14 protein-coding genes are annotated in these 17,828 nt (G+C 62.4%); 8 read left to right on the top strand and 6 right to left on the bottom strand.

Translation table 11 applies throughout. From position 1 onward, the window contains the following. Positions 1 to 2,871, bottom strand: a complete 2,871-nt coding sequence (ileS, locus tag G7048_RS06435) for an isoleucine--tRNA ligase (RefSeq protein ID WP_166067340.1) — start codon at positions 2,869 to 2,871, stop codon at positions 1 to 3. Positions 2,872 to 2,967: 96 nt separating this feature from the next. After that, a complete protein-coding gene (locus tag G7048_RS06430; RefSeq protein ID WP_166067339.1) occupies positions 2,968 to 4,014 on the bottom strand; it encodes a bifunctional riboflavin kinase/FAD synthetase in 1,047 nt (348 codons plus the stop codon). Between the two features lie 168 nt (positions 4,015 to 4,182). Here G7048_RS06430 and G7048_RS06425 point away from each other — a divergent pair, with 168 nt between their 5' ends. From G7048_RS06425 to G7048_RS06395, 7 genes are all read left to right on the top strand, one after another. After that, positions 4,183 to 4,743, top strand: coding sequence for an HNH endonuclease (locus G7048_RS06425; protein WP_166067338.1), 561 nt, complete (start codon positions 4,183 to 4,185; stop codon positions 4,741 to 4,743). A 43-nt stretch (positions 4,744 to 4,786) separates the two neighbouring features. Beyond that, positions 4,787 to 5,170: a hypothetical protein gene (locus tag G7048_RS06420; protein ID WP_166067337.1), complete on the top strand. Its 384-nt coding sequence runs from the start codon at positions 4,787 to 4,789 to the stop codon at positions 5,168 to 5,170. A gap of 260 nt (positions 5,171 to 5,430) precedes the next feature. Further along, positions 5,431 to 5,928: a rhodanese-like domain-containing protein gene (locus tag G7048_RS06415; RefSeq protein WP_166067336.1), complete on the top strand. Its 498-nt coding sequence runs from the start codon at positions 5,431 to 5,433 to the stop codon at positions 5,926 to 5,928. Positions 5,929 to 5,956: 28 nt separating this feature from the next. After that, positions 5,957 to 6,898, top strand: a complete 942-nt coding sequence (gene epsC / locus G7048_RS06410; protein WP_166067335.1) for a serine O-acetyltransferase EpsC — start codon at positions 5,957 to 5,959, stop codon at positions 6,896 to 6,898. 9 nt (positions 6,899 to 6,907) lie between these two features. Then, positions 6,908 to 7,183, top strand: a complete 276-nt coding sequence (locus G7048_RS06405; protein WP_166067334.1) for a helix-turn-helix domain-containing protein — start codon at positions 6,908 to 6,910, stop codon at positions 7,181 to 7,183. A 100-nt stretch (positions 7,184 to 7,283) separates the two neighbouring features. Beyond that, complete coding sequence (locus G7048_RS06400) at positions 7,284 to 8,222, top strand: family 2A encapsulin nanocompartment shell protein (RefSeq protein ID WP_166067333.1); 939 nt, start codon at positions 7,284 to 7,286, stop codon at positions 8,220 to 8,222. 15 nt (positions 8,223 to 8,237) lie between these two features. Beyond that, positions 8,238 to 10,331: a family 2A encapsulin nanocompartment cargo protein cysteine desulfurase gene (locus G7048_RS06395; RefSeq protein WP_240933184.1), complete on the top strand. Its 2,094-nt coding sequence runs from the start codon at positions 8,238 to 8,240 to the stop codon at positions 10,329 to 10,331. Positions 10,332 to 10,401: 70 nt separating this feature from the next. On the opposite strand, the gene boxA is transcribed toward G7048_RS06395, so the two are convergent. The 4 genes from boxA to G7048_RS06375 all read right to left on the bottom strand — a co-directional run bounded on the left by boxA (position 10,402) and on the right by G7048_RS06375 (position 15,985). Then, positions 10,402 to 11,718, bottom strand: a complete 1,317-nt coding sequence (gene boxA / locus G7048_RS06390) for a benzoyl-CoA 2,3-epoxidase subunit BoxA (RefSeq protein ID WP_166067332.1) — start codon at positions 11,716 to 11,718, stop codon at positions 10,402 to 10,404. Positions 11,719 to 11,763: 45 nt separating this feature from the next. After that, the gene (gene boxB / locus G7048_RS06385) at positions 11,764 to 13,191 is read right to left on the bottom strand and encodes a benzoyl-CoA 2,3-epoxidase subunit BoxB (protein WP_166067331.1); all 1,428 of its coding nucleotides are present in this window, start codon (positions 13,189 to 13,191) and stop codon (positions 11,764 to 11,766) included. Positions 13,192 to 13,226: 35 nt separating this feature from the next. Further along, complete coding sequence (boxC, locus tag G7048_RS06380) at positions 13,227 to 14,912, bottom strand: 2,3-epoxybenzoyl-CoA dihydrolase (protein ID WP_166067330.1); 1,686 nt, start codon at positions 14,910 to 14,912, stop codon at positions 13,227 to 13,229. Positions 14,913 to 15,076: 164 nt separating this feature from the next. Next, positions 15,077 to 15,985, bottom strand: a complete 909-nt coding sequence (locus G7048_RS06375; protein ID WP_240933295.1) for a helix-turn-helix transcriptional regulator — start codon at positions 15,983 to 15,985, stop codon at positions 15,077 to 15,079. Positions 15,986 to 16,231: 246 nt separating this feature from the next. Here G7048_RS06375 and G7048_RS06370 point away from each other — a divergent pair, with 246 nt between their 5' ends. Beyond that, positions 16,232 to 17,803, top strand: a complete 1,572-nt coding sequence (locus G7048_RS06370) for a benzoate-CoA ligase family protein (protein ID WP_240933183.1) — start codon at positions 16,232 to 16,234, stop codon at positions 17,801 to 17,803. Positions 17,804 to 17,828 lie beyond the last annotated feature (25 nt).

The raw sequence follows: 17,828 nt of genomic DNA, 5'->3' as shown, positions 1-17,828 counted from the left end.
TCAGACGAAGGCTCGGGTTTCGCCCGCGCCGTAGAGGTTGCTTGCGCAGCGGCCACAGAGCGTTGGGTGCTCGGTGTTGCTGCCCACGTCTGCGGCGTAGTGCCAGCAGCGTTCGCACTTGGTGTCTTGCGATGGCTTCACTTCAATGGCGAGCGCGTCGCCTGCCTTGAGTTCGACCTTGGAGACGATGAGCGCGAACTTCAAGTCGGCACCGATCGATGCCAGCATGTCGTGGTCTTCTGGCGCTGCGGTGAGCACGACTTCGGCTTGCAGCGAAGAACCGACGGCACCGCTGGTGCGCACGGCTTCGATTTCCTTGTTCACCAGATCGCGGATTTCGCGCAAGCGTTGCCACTTGGCGCTGAGCGCGTCGTCACCTGCGGCGATGGTGCCGTAGGTTTCGAGGAAGATGGATTCGGATTGGCCGAACACCTTCCACGCTTCTTCCGCGGTGAAGGACAGGAACGGTGCCATCCAGCGCAGCATGGCGTGCGTGATCTGGTGGAGCGCGGTCTGTGCGCTGCGGCGGGCGTGGCTGTTTTCGCCGGTGGTGTACAGGCGGTCTTTCAGCACGTCGAGGTAGAAGCCGCCCAGGTCTTCCGAGCAATACAGTTGCAGCTTGGCGACCACGGGGTGGAACTCATACACCTTGTAGTGCGCGAGGATGTCCTGCTGCAGAGCGGCTGCGCGGGTGAGGGCGTAGCGGTCGATCTCCAGCATGTCTTCGAACTTCACGCTGTCCTTGGCGGCGTCGAAGTCGCTCACGTTGGCCAGCAGGAAGCGCAGCGTGTTGCGGATGCGGCGGTAGCTGTCCACCACGCGGGCGAGGATCTTGTCGTCGATGGCGAGGTCGCCCGAGTAGTCGGTCGAGGCGCACCACAGACGGATGATTTCCGCGCCCAGCTTGCCGCTCACTTCTTGAGGCGAGACGGTGTTGCCCAGCGACTTGCTCATCTTCTTGCCCTGACCGTCCACCGTGAAGCCGTGCGTGAGCAGGCCCTTGTACGGTGCGCGGCCATAGATGGCGGACGCCAGCAGCAGCGACGAGTGGAACCAGCCGCGATGCTGGTCATGGCCTTCCAGATACAGGTCCGCTTCGGGGCCCGAATCGTGGTGCATGTTGTTGTGCGTGCCGCGCAGCACGTGCCAGAAAGTGGAGCCGGAGTCGAACCACACTTCGAGGATGTCGGTGCTCTTGGTGTAGCTCTTGGCTTCTTCCGCACCGAGGATTTCTTCGGCCGTCACGCGGCTCCAGGCTTCGATGCCGCCCTTGCCGACGACCTCAACGGCCTGGTCGAGGATTTCCATCGTGCGTGGGTGCAGCTCGCCCGAATCCTTGTGCAGGAAAAACGGGATCGGCACGCCCCAGCTGCGCTGACGCGAGATGCACCAGTCGGGACGACCGGCGATCATGTCGCGCAGGCGGCTCTTGCCGTTTTCGGGGTAGAAGCTGGTGTGCTCGATGGCTTCGAGCGCGATCTGGCGCAGCGTTTGTGCTGGCTTGTCACCGGCCTTGGTGAACACGCCTTCGCCTTCGTCCATGCGGATGAACCACTGCGCAGCGGCGCGGTAGATCACCGGCGACTTGTGACGCCAGCAATGTGGGTAGCTGTGGGTGATGGTGGTGGTGCCCAGCAGGCGACCGGCCTTGTCCAGCGCTTCGAGGATGACCGGCACGGCCTTCCAGATGTGCAGACCGCCGAACAGCGGGAAGTCGGGCGCGTAAGCACCGTTGCCCTGCACGGGGTTCAGGATCTCGTCGAGCTTCATGCCGTGCGAGACGCAGGAGTTGAAGTCATCGAGACCGTAGGCGGGTGCCGAGTGCACGATACCCGTACCGTCGGTGGCGGTGGCGTAGTCGGCCAGATAGACGGGCGACAGGCGCTTGTAGCCCGCGTCCACGTCGTACAGCGGATGCTCGAATTGCAGTGCGTCGAGCTTTTCGCCCTGGGCCACGGCAAGCACCTTGCCTTCGAGGTTCCAGCGCTTCATGGTGTCTTCCACCAGCGTCTCGGCCACGATCAGCAGGCCGCGTGGTGTATCGACCAGCGCGTAGGGCAGCTCGGGGTTCAGGTTCAGCGCCTGGTTGGCGGGGATGGTCCACGCAGTGGTGGTCCAGATGACGATGAAGGCGTCCTTGTCGAGTTGGGGCAGACCGAACGCTGTGGCCAGCTTGGCAGGCTCATGGGCCTTGAACATCACGTCGAGCGTGTTGCTCTTTTTGTCCTGGTATTCGATCTCGAACTCGGCCAGCGACGAGGCGCAGTCAAAGCACCAGTACACGGGCTTCAGGCCACGATACACAAAGCCGCGCTCCATCACGCGCTTCAGGGCGCGCAATTCACCGGCTTCGTTCTCGAAGTTCATGGTCTTGTAGGGATGTTCCCAATCCCCCAGCACGCCCAGGCGCTTGAAGTCCGTCATCTGCTGAGCGATCTGCTCGGTCGCGAAGGCGCGGCTCTTGGACTGCATCTCGTCGCGCGGCAGATTGCGGCCATGCAGCTTTTCGATGGCGTTCTCGATCGGCAGACCGTGGCAGTCCCAGCCCGGTGCATAAAGCGCGTTGAAACCGTCGAGCTGGCGGCTCTTGACGATCATGTCCTTGAGGATCTTGTTGACCGCGTGACCGATGTGCAACTGGCCGTTGGCATACGGAGGGCCATCGTGCAGGATGAACTTGGGCGCGCCGCAGCGGGCGTCGGTCAGTTTCTTGTAGATGCCTTCGTCTTGCCATTCCTTGACCCAGCTCGGCTCGCGCTTGGGCAGGTCGCCGCGCATCGGGAAGGAGGTGTCGGGCAAGTTCAGGGTCTTGCGGTAGTCCGTTTTGTTGGACGTGGTGGACGTGTCTGTGGCTTGCTGTTTATCGGACATGAGCTGAAATCTTGAAAGCGGTCGGACTCCGGCGGGAAGTCGGAGCGCTGAATACGAATATCACGAGGATGCGGAAGGAATGTGACGGCGAGAGCGTCAAATTCGGTCGCGAGTGGTCTGACGCCGGGTTTCGGCATGCGTGGAGGCAGCAAAAAACGCGCGGGCATCATCGCAATCTTTGGCGATACCAGCGGTCAGGGCGTCGAGGCTGTCGTATTTCAGCTCGTCGTGCAGTTTGTGCAGGAGTTCCACGCGGATGATTTTACCGTATGCCCCTTCGGCCCCCAGATCGGCAGGCCATTCGAGGCAATGGGTTTCCAGCAGCACGCGCCCGCCGTTCACGTCATTGGGGTCCACGGACGGGCGAACCCCCAGATTGGCCACGCCCGGCAGGGGCTGGTCGGCCAGACCGTAGACCTGCACCGCAAAAATGCCGCTCGCGGCGGGTTTCCAGTGTTTGAAACGCAGGTTGAGCGTGCGAAAACCGTCCTGGTCGGCCCCCTTGGCGGCCGATTTGCCCAGCTGGCGACCCAGCTTGCGCCCGTGCACCACGTGGCCGGAGATGGCATAGGGCCGTCCCAGCAGGCGAGCGGCCTCGGCCAGATCGCCCTTGCCCAGCGATTCGCGCACGGCGGAGCTGGAAACGCGCAGGCCGTGCACCTCGTAGCTGTTCATGCGGGCCACGTCGAAGCCGTTGGCGCGACCGGCGGCGTCGAGCATCGAATAGTCGCCTGCGCGCTTGGCGCCAAAGCGGAAATCGTCGCCCACAAGCACGTACTTCGCACCCAGACCGTTCAGGATCACGTCATTGATGAAAGACTCGGGCGGCTGGCTGGCCAGCTTTTCGTTGAACGGCAGCACAATGGTCTGCTGCACGCCGCAGGCGGCCAGCTCGATCAGCTTGTCGCGCAGCGTGCCCACGCGGGCGGGCGCGAGTTCGGGCTTGTTGAGCTTGCCCGCGAAATAGTCGCGCGGATGCGGCTCGAACGTGAGCACGCAGCTGGCCACGCCGCGTTGGCGCGCTTCATTGTTGAGCAGAGCCAGCATGGCCTGATGTCCGCGGTGCACGCCATCGAAATTGCCGATGGTCAGCGCACATGCTTCTGCGACACCCGGGTGGTGCAAGCCTCGAAAGATCTTCATCGCTGTACTTTTCTTTTGATAGCGCCCCGAGCCGCAAACAGGGCAAAAGACGCCATTTCGTCACGAAAAGAGTATATTGTGAGTCAGCTGACCGCCATTGCGGCGGATCGGCACTTGTTATCTGCGTTCCGAGTCTTGTTTTTTCAACGGATGAACTGGAGGCGTGTGGTGAAGGTGTTGAAGCTGTCGGCTCAAGGGTTGCCGCAATCGTGGGTGTCGCTCGAACAGGCGGTGACCCACTATGCAGCGGGTGAAGTGCGCTGGGAGCTAGGCGCGCAGGTGGCGCTGTTTCGCGGCGGCCACAACGCCGTCACGGGAGAGCAGTCGCAGATCGCGGTCAGCAGCATCATCGGCACCAAGGGCGTTCCGGCCATCGACCCGTTCGTGCTCAAGCCCACGCTCAGCAACAGCAAGCTCTTCATCCGCGACCGCAACGTCTGCGCCTACTGCGGCGGCCACTTCCACGAGGAAGACCTCACCCGCGAACACATCGTACCATTCGCCCGCAACGGCCAGGACCACTGGATGAACGTGGTCACCGCCTGCCGCCCCTGCAACCACCGCAAGGGCCCGCGCACGCCCGAGCAGGCACACATGCCGCTGCTCTACACACCCTATGTGCCCAGCCTGTGGGAAGACTTCATCCTGCGCAACCGCCGCATTCTGGCGGATCAGATGGAGTTTCTGATGGCACATGTGCCGAAGTCTTCGCGGTTGCTCAACAGCTGAAATCGCAATCGGCCTGAGTCGCACCGCTGTTGCATGAGAGAACATGAAGCAATATCTCGTGAAGTTGCAGGCATGGATCGAGCAGGATGATCTGTTTTTGTGCTCTGTGATGTTTTGCGCCGGTGTCGCACTGTTTTCCATCGCCATTGCGGTTCTGGCCTTTGGCGTGCTGCCTGCCTCTTGGCAGGAATTCAGTGGCTGGACTGCCCTGTTGAGTGCCTTGGTGCTGGTTTTTGGCATCTGGGGAACGCTTCTGATGGTTGGTAGTTTCCTACCGAAAACATCCTGGGTGCGCCGGTTTGCAGAAAAAGCGATACCGGATAGCGCTGATTTGGAGGGGTTGGTTCTGGCCTTTGTCTTGTGCTTGCCAGCCGCCGTCATGACCTATTTCCTGAGGCAAATGGGTGCCCGCAAAGCACGGCCTTGATGCTCTGCGCGACTGTTGATCGCGTGGGACCGCATCGAGCGTGGCGCTTCGGCCATTCGAAATGGCCCATTTCTTTCCTTCGAACCTGCCTGTCGACCCATGGGCAACGATGCGTTCGGCGGCAATCTCTTATGCGTTTTCCATCCAAATACATCGTTTTTTATTCTTTGATGTGATTTGGACGCGGCCCTACATTGAAGTCCATAGCCATCAGTCGATGGCGAATCTGGCAACCAATGGACGAGATGAGGTACGCGAACATGAGCGCAGTCGAACTGGAATTCGAAGCAACTTTGGCACCTGTGTTGCAGCAGGCCATCGCCAGCGCGCAGGCCGAGGGTCTGCCGTATGCGGGCAGCCTGCCGCCGGTGCAGGCTTGGGAGCTGGTCAAGAGCGGGCAGGCCGTGCTGATCGATGTGCGCACCACCGAGGAGCGCAAGTTTGTCGGCCAGGTGCCGGACAGTCTGCATGTGGCATGGGCGACGGGGACTTCGCTCAATCGCAATCCGCGTTTTGCGCGCGAGTTGGCGGCGCTGGTGTCCAAGCAGGCCAAGCCGGATGATGAGCATCCGCCCGTCGTGCTGCTGCTGTGCCGCAGCGGCAAGCGTTCGGCGCTGGCGGCGCAGGAGGCTGCGAAGGCCGGCATCGAGCTGGTGTTCAACGTGAGCGAAGGCTTCGAGGGCGACATCGACGATGTGCAGCAGCGCGGGCATTTCAATGGCTGGCGCTTTCATGGCTTGCCTTGGGTGCAGGACTGATCTGACGAAAGTGGACGGATTGAACATCATGAGCACTTTCGACATTCCCGAAATCGTCAAGCAATTGCGTGCGGTGCGTGACCAGTGGCGCGAAAAGCAGAACCGCACCGATACCGAATACCGCGAGTTTCCGTCACGCGATGCGGTGGCCAAAGCGGTGGAATCGCTCAAAGGCGTGCTGTTTCCGCTGCGCCTTGGGCCGCCCGAGTTGCGCCACGCTACGGAAGATTTCTACGTCGGCCACACGCTCGACAGTGCGCTGCAGACGCTGCATGCGCAGGCGGGCATCGAGCTGCATTACCGGCAACGTGGTAGCGCATTGAGCGCCAAGGAAATCGACGCGCAGGCCACCAACGCCGTGCACCAGTTTGCACACAGCTTGCCGAGCTTGCGGCAGTTGCTCGACACCGATGTGCTTGCTGCATTTCAAGGCGATCCGGCGGCGCGCAGTGTGGATGAAGTGGTGCTCAGCTATCCGGGCGTGCTCGCGCTGATTCACCACCGCATTGCGCACACGTTGTATCGGCTGGAGCTGCCGCTGCTCGCGCGCATCATCTCCGAGATCGCGCACAGCCAGACGGGCATTGACATCCATCCCGGCGCGCAGATTGCGTCGGGCTGCTTCATCGATCACGGCACGGGCGTGGTGATTGGCGAGACGGCGGAGATTGGCTCCAACGTGCGCATCTACCAGGCGGTGACGCTGGGCGCCAAGCGCTTTCCGAAAGACGCGCAGGGCCATCTGCAGAAGGGCTGGGCACGGCATCCGATTGTTCAGGACGATGTGGTGATCTACGCGGGCGCGACGATTCTGGGGCGCGTGACGATCGGGCAGGGCGCGGTCATCGGCGGCAATGTGTGGATCACCGACGACGTGCCAGCGGGCGCGAATGTGTCACAGGCCAGACTTCAGAAAGATGTTGAATCGGGCCAGGGCAACCACCACAGCGAGGCACGCGTTGCTGCGTGAAAGGTCCACATGACTTCTCCAAGCCTTGTTCACGACTTCGGTATCGCCGTGCGGCAGTTGCGCGAATCGCGCGGCTGGTCGCAGGAAATGCTGGCCGCGCATTCGGATCTGCATCGCACCTACGTGGGTGAAGTGGAGCGCGGCCTCGTCACGCCGTCGCTCGTCACCTTGCACAAGCTGGCTTGCGCGCTGGACATCCGGGCTGCCGACCTGCTGCTGCGCACGGATCAGATTGCATCGCTGCGCAACACACAGCATCTGCGCTTGACGGCTATAGCCTGTTGAGACTGCGGCGCGCGCAATCAACACTTGGCTGGCGTTCTTCTTCATCTTGCCAGTTTCATCTTCGATTTTTTCTCCGAACTTTTTCAGGACCTGACTCACCATGACAGCAACCGTAGGCGGCACCACCGCATTGGGCGACAACGCAGCACGTCAACTAGCCAACGCCACCAAGACCGCGCCTCAGCTATCGACCATCAGCCCACGCTGGCTCACGCATCTGCTGCAGTGGGTGCCGGTGGAAGCGGGCATCTACCGCGTCAACCAGGTCAAGAACCCGGAAGCCATCAAGGTGACCTGCACCGCCAAGGAGCATGAGAACCAACTGCCGCGCACGTATGTCGACTACGACGAAAAGCCGCGTGAGTTCTTCCTGAATGCCGTCTCCACCGTGCTCGACGTGCACACGCGCATCTCCGATCTGTACAGCAGCCCGCACGATCAGATCAAGGAACAACTGCGCCTGACGATCGAGACGATCAAGGAAAATCAGGAAAGCGAGTTGATCAACAACCCCGAGTACGGCCTGCTTGCGCAAGTGACCGACGAACAGCGCATCTTCCCGCTGACCGGTGCGCCCACGCCGGACGATCTGGACGAGCTGCTGACCAAGGTGTGGAAAGAGCCCGCATTCTTCCTCGCGCATCCGTTGACCATCGCCGCGTTCGGCCGCGAAGCCACACGCCGCGGCACACCACCACCGACCGTGAGCCTGTTCGGTTCGCAGTTCATCACATGGCGCGGCGTGCCGCTGATTCCTTCGGACAAGGTGCCGGTGGCCGATGGCAAGTCCAAGATCATTCTGCTGCGCGTGGGTGACCGTCGCCAGGGCGTGGTCGGCCTGTTCCAGCCGGGTCTGCCGGGCGAGCAAAGCCCTGGTCTGTCGGTGCGCTTCATGGGCATCAACAACCACGCGATTGCGTCGTACCTGATCTCGCTGTACTGCTCGCTCGCCGTGCTCACGCCCGATGCGATTGCTGTGCTCGACGATGTGGAAATCACCAAGTACCACGATTACTCGGTGCTGGACACCTACAAGTAAACGGGGAGCCGCGCTTTGACGTCATCCACTTTCTCCCCGCCTGCCAGCGGCGCGCCGTCGCTGCCGCAGGCACCGGAGAGCCCCATCGATCCGGCAGCGCTTGCGCAACTGGCATCGGCGTTCTTCCGCGCTTTGCCCGGCGAGGCGGCAGCTCCAGCCGGGTTGCAGTCCGCGTCGGGTGGCGCAGGCGCGACGCCGTTGTCGGTTCCCGCAAGTGCGGGCACGGTGAGCCACTCGCTGCCACATTCATGGCCGATTGGCGCGCAGCCGCAGAGCAATCTCGCGCCTGCAGGCTCGCCCTTCGCCAGCCCTGTGGGGCTTGCTCCGAACCTGCCCGGCAATCCGATTCCGCTTGGACAGATTCCGGGCAGCAACATCCTGCCAAGCAACCCGGCGCAGGTGCTCACGCTCGCCAACCGCTTGCCTGCGGAATCGCCCAAGGCGGTTGCGGGCAACGGCGTGCCCGATCTGGCCTACGCAGCGGCTCCGGCCTACGAGCCCAGGTTGTCGAGCATCACCAATGGTGTGCCCGAGGCCCATGCTGCCACGGCGACATCGGCAGCGCAGCAGCCCACGGTGTCGTCCTCATCACCGGCATCACCAGCATCGCCGTTCTATTTCCTGTCGCAACAGCAAGCGGGTCCATCCGCGCCCGATGGTCTGGATGCCCTCAGCGGCCAGGCGATTGCAGCGCGCGCTGCCCAGCAACCGGCCGTTCCGCAACTGGTTGGCAACAGCAGTCCTGCAACACAGACACCGACCGCCAGCGCCGCGCCGCAATACTATTTTGTGGATGCGGTGAGGCTGCCGAGCGGCTACGTCACGCCTGAAAAGCCGCATCCGCAAGGTGCGAACGCCACGCCCGCACTGGGCCAGCAGGACCGTCATCCGGGCTTTGATGTGAACGCCGTGCGACGCGATTTTCCGATTCTGTCGGAGCGCATCAACGGCAAGCAACTGATCTGGCTGGACAACGCCGCGACCACGCACAAGCCGCGTCAGGTGATTGAGCGCATTTCTCATTTCTACGAGCATGAAAACTCCAACATCCACCGCGCCGCGCACGTACTCGCTGCGCGCGCGACGGATGCCTACGAGCATGCGCGCGAAGTGGTTCGCCGCTTCATCAACGCGCCCGATGTGAACGAGGTGATCTTTGTACGCGGAACGACCGAGGCCATCAATCTGGTCGCCAAAAGCTGGGGCGGCAAGCACGTTGGAGAAGGTGATGAAATCATCGTTTCCCATCTCGAACACCACGCCAACATCGTCCCGTGGCAGCAGTTGGCCGAAGCCAAGGGTGCCAGGCTGCGCGTGATTCCGGTGGATGATCAGGGCCAGATTCGTCTCGACGAATACCAGAAGCTGATCAACGACCGCACGAAGATCGTCGCCATCGGCCATGTGTCGAACACGCTCGGCACGGTGGTGCCCGTCAAGCAGGTGGTGGAGATCGCCAAGCGTCGCGGCATCGTCACGCTGGTCGATGGTGCGCAGTCGATTGCGCACACGCCCGTCGATGTGCAGGACATCGGCGCGGACTTCTTCGTGTTCTCCGGCCACAAGATTTTTGCGCCCACCGGCATCGGTGCGCTCTGGGGTCGGCGCGAGGTGCTCGAAGACATGCCGCCATGGCAGGGCGGCGGCAACATGATTGCCGACGTGACCTTCGAGAAGACCGTGTTCCAGCCGCTGCCCAACACCTTCGAGGCAGGCACCGGCAACATCGCCGATGCCGTGGGGCTGGGCGCTGCGCTGGAATATGTGGAGCGTCTGGGCATCGAAAACATCAGCCGTTATGAACACGCGTTGGTGGACTACGGTATGCAGCAACTGGGCACCATCCCCGGTCTGCGCCTGATCGGCACCGTGCCGGGCAAGGCGAGTGTGCTGTCCTTCACGCTGGAAGGCTATACGACCGACGAAGTGGGCAAGGCGCTCAACGCCGAAGGCATTGCGGTGCGCACCGGCCACCATTGCGCGCAGCCGATTCTGCGTCGCTTCGGTGTCGAGACCACCGTGCGTCCTTCGCTCGCGTTCTACAACACGTTCGAGGAAATCGACGAACTGGTGCACGTGGTGCGACGACTGGCATCGCAGCGTCGCTGATTCGTCTGCTTGAAATGAGCAAAGCGGTGAGCCTGCAAAGGTTCACCGCTTTGTTGTTTCTGGCGAGGGCTCAGTAGGTTTCGAGGTGCAGTCTTCCGTGCTGCTTGAGTTTTGCCGCGACGCTGTCCCAGTCCATTCCGGCTTGCACGATCACATCGCGCAGCGCGAGCACCACGCCTTCTTCCATGCTCTTCAAACCGCAGACATAGATGTGCGTGTTGTCGTCCTTGATCAGTTCGACCAAGTCCACCGCGCGTTCGCGGATCGCGTCTTGCACATAGCGTTTGGGTTGCTCCGCCACGCGCGAGAACGCGAAGTTGTTGTCGATGAAATCCTTGGGCAGGTTCTGCAGCGGGCCGAAGTAAGGCAGCTCCTGAGGAGTGCGTGCGCCGAAGAACAGCATGAGCTTGCCGCCATCGAACTTGCCACTCTTGCGCAGGCGTCTGCGCCATTCCGTCATCGCGCGCATGGGTGCGCTGCCAGTGCCGGTGCAGATCATCACGATGTGCGAGCGCGGATGATTCGGCATGAGGAACGAGTGACCGAACGGGCCGATCACCTGCACCTTGTCGCCCACGTTCAGGTCGCAAAGATAGTTGCTGGCCACGCCGCGCACGGGCTTGCCTTCGTGGTCCTGCGTGACGCGTTTGACGGTGAGCGCGATGTTGTTGTAGCCGGGCCGCTCGCCATTGCGCGCGCTGGCGATGGAGTATTGGCGCGCCACATGCGGCTTGCCGTTGGCGTCCACGCCGGGCGGGATGATCGCGATCGACTGGCCTTCGAGCACCGGGAAAGGCATGGCGCCGAAGTCGAGCACGATGTGGTGCGTCTCGTTGTCGAAGCCCGCTTCGGTGCAGTTGATGTTGCCCACCACGCTCGCCGTGACCGGGCTCTTGGGAGCATACAGATTGGTGTAGGCGTGCGCAGCCGACCACGGCGGAACCGTTGCGCCAAAGGCCGCGGAACGAAAGGGCGTTTCGCCAATTTCACCCACGTTCGATGTGAGCCCTGCCACTGCGGCAATCGCCGCTTGTGCTTGCGACAGGTCTTCGACTTCGGCGACTGCTGCAGGGTCGGCGTTCTGCACTGCAGCCAGTCGCTCGGCAGATATTTCCTGCGGCAGCGCTTCCCAACTGAACTGATCCGCAATCGAATACGCCTCTGCCGCAGGCACCTTGCGCCAGTTGTCGATGCTGCCCGTGGGGCAGGGCGAGATGCAGTCCATGCAGCCATTGCACTTGTCGGCCATGACGACGTAGTTGGTGTCGTCGTGCGTGATGGCGTCCACCGGGCAGGTCGCTTCGCAGGTGTTGCAGCGGATGCAGATTTCCGGGTCGATCAGATGCTGATTGAGGATGCCGTTTTCGATCATCGTGGTGGTGGTCATGATCTGCTGTCTCCTTGCGGCGGTTGGAGCGCCGCCTGTCACCGATCAGTTGAAACGGACGTACTCAAAATCCACGGGCTGGCGATTGATCCCCATGACCGGCGGTGCAATCCAGCCTGCGAACTTGCCGGGCTCCAGGCACTGCTTCATCAGCGATGCGACAAAGGTTCGATCGTCGTCGCTGGCCAGCCAATCGTTCTTGCGTGATTGCCATTCCGCTTCCGTCACCGGGCGTCCATCGGGGCTGATGCGCACGCCCGCGAGTGCGCCGATCTGGCGGTTGAAGGCCTTGTGCGGAACGGTCAGGCGAAAGTCGATGCCCGCTTTTTCCATGACCTTGTTCCAACGACCCACGCCCGCGTTGGAGTCCTTGATGTAGTCATCGCGCAGCACCTCGTTGAGGGCGTTGAGCATCGGCACATCCTTTTCCTGCAGCTTGCCGTCCACCACTTCGAGCACCTTGTATTGCTGGTCGTGCAGCGCGTGATCGTCGGCGCGCTTGCCTTCTTCATAGCGGCCCTTGAGGCCCGAGCTGTAGAACGTGGCGGCGTTGCTCGACTGGTCCGCGCCGAACAGGTCGATGGTCACGCTGTAGTGGAAATTCAGATAGCGCTGCATCGTCGGCAGATCGATCACGCCCGCAGCGCGCAGCTTGTTCGCGTCGTCGGTCTTGAGTTCGTTCATCACCTGACAGGTGCGCTGCAGCACGCGCGAGACGCCCGATTCGCCGACGAACATGTGGTGCGCTTCTTCGGTCAGCATGAACTTGGTGGTGCGTGCCAGCGGATCGAATGCGCTTTCGGCGAGCGCTGCCAACTGGAACTTGCCGTCGCGATCGGTGAAGTAGGTGAACATGAAGAACGCCAGCCAGTCGGGCGTCTTCTCGTTGAACGCGCCGAGGATGCGCGGATTGTTCTCGTCGCCCGATTGGCGCTCCAGCAGCGCTTCGGCTTCTTCGCGGCCATCGCGGCCAAAGTATTTGTGCAGCAGGTAGACCATGGCCCACAGATGACGGCCTTCCTCCACGTTGACCTGAAAGAGATTGCGCAGGTCGTAGAGCGATGGCGCGGTCAGTCCCAGATGCCGTTGCTGCTCGACCGATGCGGGCTCGGTGTCGCCTTGCGTGACGATGATGCGGCGCAGGTTGGCGCGGTGCTCGCCGGGCACTTCCTGCCAGGCCTTTTCACCCTTGTGATCACCGAAGTGAATGGCGCGATCCTGATCGGCCGGATTGAGAAAAATGCCCCAGCGGTAGTCGCGCATCTTCACGTAGCCGAACTGCGCCCAGCCCTGCGGATCGACGCTGACTGCCGTGCGCAGATAGACGTCATGGTTGGTCGAACCTTCGGGGCCCACGTCGTCCCACCACTTGATGAAGTTGGGCTGCCAGCTCTCCAGCGCGCGTTGCAAGGTGCGGTCGCCCGAGAGGTCCACGTTGTTGGGAATCTTGACGCTGTAATCGATGTTGCTCATCTCTCTTCTCCTGTTTGAATTCGGTGGCGATGCGGTCAGACGCGGTTGAAGTCGAAGCCCGCTTTCTGGCCCGATCCGTAGAGCTTGAGCGCGCCTTTCTCGCCCACGGCATTGGGGCGGATGAAGATCCAGTTCTGCCATGCGGACAGGCGGCCGAAGATGCGCGTGAGCATGTTTTCCTTGCCGTTGAAACGCAGATTGGCTTCGAGGCCGGTGAGCGCGTCGGACGACATCGCCGCGCGTTCCTCGATGGCGATGCGAATCTCGTCTTCCCAGTCGATGTCGTCAAGCGCGGCGGTGACAAGGCCGAGCTTCTGCGCTTCGTCGCCATTGAGCGCCTGACCCGTGGCCGCGCGCACGGCTTCAAGCGGTGCGGCTTCTTCGTAGAAGCGGCGTTGCAGACGGCTTTGGTCATTCACCAACGGCAGCAGGCCGAAGTTGAATGCGTCGAGCTGGATGTGCGGTTCGCGTTCGGGCTCATCGGGCAGCACGAGCATGTAGGTGCGATCTGCGGCGAAGGCAAACTCGGCGAGCATGCCTGCAAAGCACGAACCCGGTTCGATGATGGCGAACAGCGAGCGCGAGGACACATCGAGCCGCGCAAACGTGCGTCGCAGCAGGCCTATGGTTTCGTTGACCAGCCAGTGGCCCTTGTGTTCGAGCATGGTCGCATCGGCGGCAAGCACGGCCGCTGCATCGCCTTCGGTTTTGAGCAGCCAGGTGCCGATGTCGAGTTCGTTGGTGCGCAGGTGCAGGATGGCGTCGTCGAGTTCGCGGCCCATTGCCAGCGGCCACCAGGTTGCGCCGGCTTGTTCGATGGCGTTGGTCGTCGTCGGTTGCGCGCCTTGCGGAGCACGCACGGTAATGGTGGCGGTGCGCTTGGCGCGGTCGATTTCGACGTTCACATGCTGGTAGCGCAGGCTGTTGTCAGTCAGTTCGCGTTCGACGCGGGTGAGTTGAATGCCGCTGGCCGCTGCGCTGCGCTGGCTTTGTGATGCGAGCTGGTCGGCATGCTGCTTCACGGTCTCGGCAAACTGCGCGGGTTTGGCGATGGCATCGACCAGCCGCCAATCGACCGCGCGCTGGCCGCGCACGCCTTCCACGCTGGTGCAGAAGATGTCGGCCAGATCGTTGCGCACATGGCGTTTGTCGGTCACGCGGGTGAGGCCGCCCGTGCCGGGCAGCACGCCAAGCAGCGGCACCTCGGGCAGCGAGACGGAAGACGAGCGGTCGTCGATCAGCACGATCTCGTCGCAGGCCAGCGCCAGCTCGTAGCCGCCGCCCGCGCAGGCACCGTTCACCGCAGCGACGAACTTGAGGCCGTCGTGCCGGGAGCTGTCTTCCATGCCGTTGCGGGTTTCGTTGGTGAACTTGCAGAAGTTCACCTTCCAGGAATGCGACGAGACGCCGAGCATGAAGATGTTGGCGCCCGAGCAGAAGATGCGGTCTTTGCCGCTGGTGACGATCACCGAGCGCACCTGTGGATGCTCGAAGCGGATGCGGTTGATGGCGTCGTGCAGTTCGATGTCGACGCCGAGGTCGTAGCTGTTGAGCTTGAGTTTGTAGCCGGGACGAATGCCGCCGTCTTCGGCGATGTCGAGTTTCAGACGGGCGGTCTGGCCATCGACCTCGAAGGACCAGTGGCGGTACTGGGACGGGTCAACGCGGTAATCGACGATGGGAGCGTCAATGTGGGCGACGGCGGGAGCTTGCTGTGACATGCGCGGCCTCTTCGGATGAAAAATAGTGCACTTGCAGAACAGGTGTTGGCACTATTATGCATTTCACAAAGAAAATTGCACGTCGGGGTATGCAGTATGTTGCAGTTTTTGAGGATTCCTAGGGAAAGCACCCAGCGTGCGCCAGATCGTGGATGCCGGGAGGCTCAGGTCGCCACCAGTGCCTTCAGTTGCGCAAAGCTCTGCTCCAGCGTTCTGCCGCTGGTGTCGAGCACATGGTCGGCCTTGGCGTAGAACTCGCGGCGGCCTTCGAGGATGCGGCGCAGGTCGTCCATGGCTTCGGGGTTGGCGGCCATGGGGCGGGTGTCGCCCTGGGCGATCACGCGGCTCATGTGCTCGTCGGGCTGTGCCTGCACCCACACGGTGGTGCAGTGCGAGAGCAGTTCGTTGAACGTGGCCGGGTCGGAGACGATGCCGCCCGGCGTGGCGATGACCACGTCGGCGTAGATCTGCACGGCTTCTTCGAGCGCGCGGCGTTCGTAGCGACGGTAGCCACTCACGCCATACAGGTCGTAGATTTCGCGCACGCTGCAACCGGCCAGCGTTTCGATTTCGTGGTTCAGCTCGATGAAGGGTACGCCCATGTCGTCGGCCAGCATCTTGGCGAGCGTGGATTTGCCCGCGCCGCGCAGGCCGATGAGGGCGATGCGGGTGTGGCGATGCAGGTCGCCGGTGGGCGCGGTGCCGAGGATTTCTCCGGCGGCAAGGCGCACGCGGCGCAGTTCGTCCTCTTTGCGGCCTTCGAGCAGTTCGCGGATCAGCAGCCATTCGGCGCTGGAGGTGGTCACGTCGCCCAGCAACTCGGCCATCGAGCAGTGCAGTGCCTGCGCGATCTGGTGCAGCACCAGGATGGAGACATTGCCCGTGCCGTATTCGAGATTGGCAAGATGCCGCTCGGACACCTCGGCCGTGATGGCCAAGGTGCGCCGCGTGATGCCGCGCTGTGCCCGCAACTGGCGCACGCGCTCGCCCAAGGCTTGCAGCACCTGATTCTTGTTGACCGCGTCGGCATGTCCGTCCGCTCCCTCGTCCCGCGCTGGGCTCTCGGCGTGCATCTGCTCCATAAGGCTTCCTGAAAGAAGGCACGAATCATAAACACTGGGTCGATTGAGCGATGCGGCAGACGTTGAGCGAAGTCTGCCGCGCTGCACTTTCGTTCCAAGGGTTAACGCGAATCATGCAATATAGTGCTTGACACTGAATTCTATCCTAACTATCTTTCAGTTGCACGCAACATAATGCATGTTCAACATGCGAGCAGCCAGCAAGCGGCGCAGACCTGCATTCAGGAGACACAGCCGATGGATTCGATGATTTCGATGGATTCCGACAAGCCGTTCAATTTCGCCAGCCATCTGTTCGAGGCCAACCGCGCGCGCGCAGACAAGCTGGCCTACATCGACGATCGCGGCACGCTGACCTATGGCGAGTTGGAGCAGCAGGCGCGCCGCGTGGCCAGTGCGCTGATGGCCAGCGGCATCCACCGCGAGGAGCGCGTGCTGCTTGCGATGCAGGACATGCGCGAGTGGGTGGTCAGTTTTCTGGGCGCGATCTATGCGGGCGTGGTGCCCGTGGCGGTCAACACCTTGCTGACTGCCGACGACTACGCCTACATGCTGGAGAACAGCCGCGCGCAGGCGATTTTTGCCAATGGCGCAATGCTGCCGGTGCTGGAATCTGCGATGGACAAGGCCGACCACGAGGTGCGGCTGATCTGGCTGACGCGCGCGGACGAGGCTCCGGCGCTGCCGCGCAATGCCGCGTTGTTCGAGGACTGGTTGCAGCAGCACCCGCCGCTGGCCGCACCCGCCAAGACCATGGGCGACGATCCCGGCTTCTGGCTGTATTCATCGGGCTCGACCGGCAAACCCAAGGGCACGGTGCACACGCAGGCCAATCCGTACTGGACGGCGGAGCTGTACGGCAAGGCGATTCTTCAACTCACCGAAAACGACATTTGCTTTTCGGCGGCCAAGCTGTTCTTCGCCTACGGGCTGGGCAATGCGCTGACTTTTCCATTGAGCGTCGGCGCGACGGTCGTGCTGATGGCCGAGCGGCCCACGCCTGCAGCGGTCTTTGCGCGCTGGACGCAGCCACAGCAACGACCGACCGTGTTCTTCGGCGCACCCACGGGCTTTGCGGGCATGCTCGCCAACCCGGCGCTGCCCGCGCGCGAGCAGGTCAGCCTGCGCATGTGTTCGTCTGCGGGCGAGGCGCTTCCGGCGGAGATCGCGCAGCGCTTCAAGGCGCACTTCGGTGCGGACATCGTCGATGGGCTGGGTTCGACCGAGATGCTGCACATCTTTCTGTCCAACCGGCCCGATGACATCCGCTACGGCAGCACGGGCAAGCCCGTGCCCGGCTATGAGGTTGAACTGCGCGGCGAGGATGGCAAATCGGTGGTCGATGGCGAAATCGGCGACCTGTTCATCAAGGGGCCGAGCAAGGCGCTGATGTACTGGAACAACCGCGTGAAGACGCGCGACACCTTTCGCGGTGAGTGGCTGAAAAGCGGCGACAAGTACAGTCGCGACGCCGACGGCTACTACACCTACGCGGGCCGCAGCGACGACATGCTGAAAGTGAGCGGCATCTATGTGTCGCCCTTCGAGGTCGAGGCCACGCTGATGCAGCACCCCGCCGTGCTGGAGGCCGCCGTGGTCGGCAAGATGGATCAGGACGGCCTTGTCAAACCCAAGTCGTTCGTGGTCTGCAAGCCCGGCCAGTCGGCCAGCGAAGAGGAACTCAAGGCCTTTGTGAAGGAGCGGCTCGCGCCCTACAAATATCCGCGCTTCATCGAATTCGTGGACGAGCTGCCCAAGACGGCAACCGGCAAGATCCAGCGCTTTCGGCTGCGCGACGCCGTGGCGTGAAGGCCCGCATTCGGGCATTCCCCAC

The sequence above is a fragment of the Diaphorobacter sp. HDW4B genome, from assembly GCF_011305535.1.
Taxonomy (GTDB): Bacteria; Pseudomonadota; Gammaproteobacteria; order Burkholderiales; family Burkholderiaceae_C; genus Diaphorobacter_A.
This window is presented reverse-complemented; position numbering and strand designations above follow the sequence as displayed.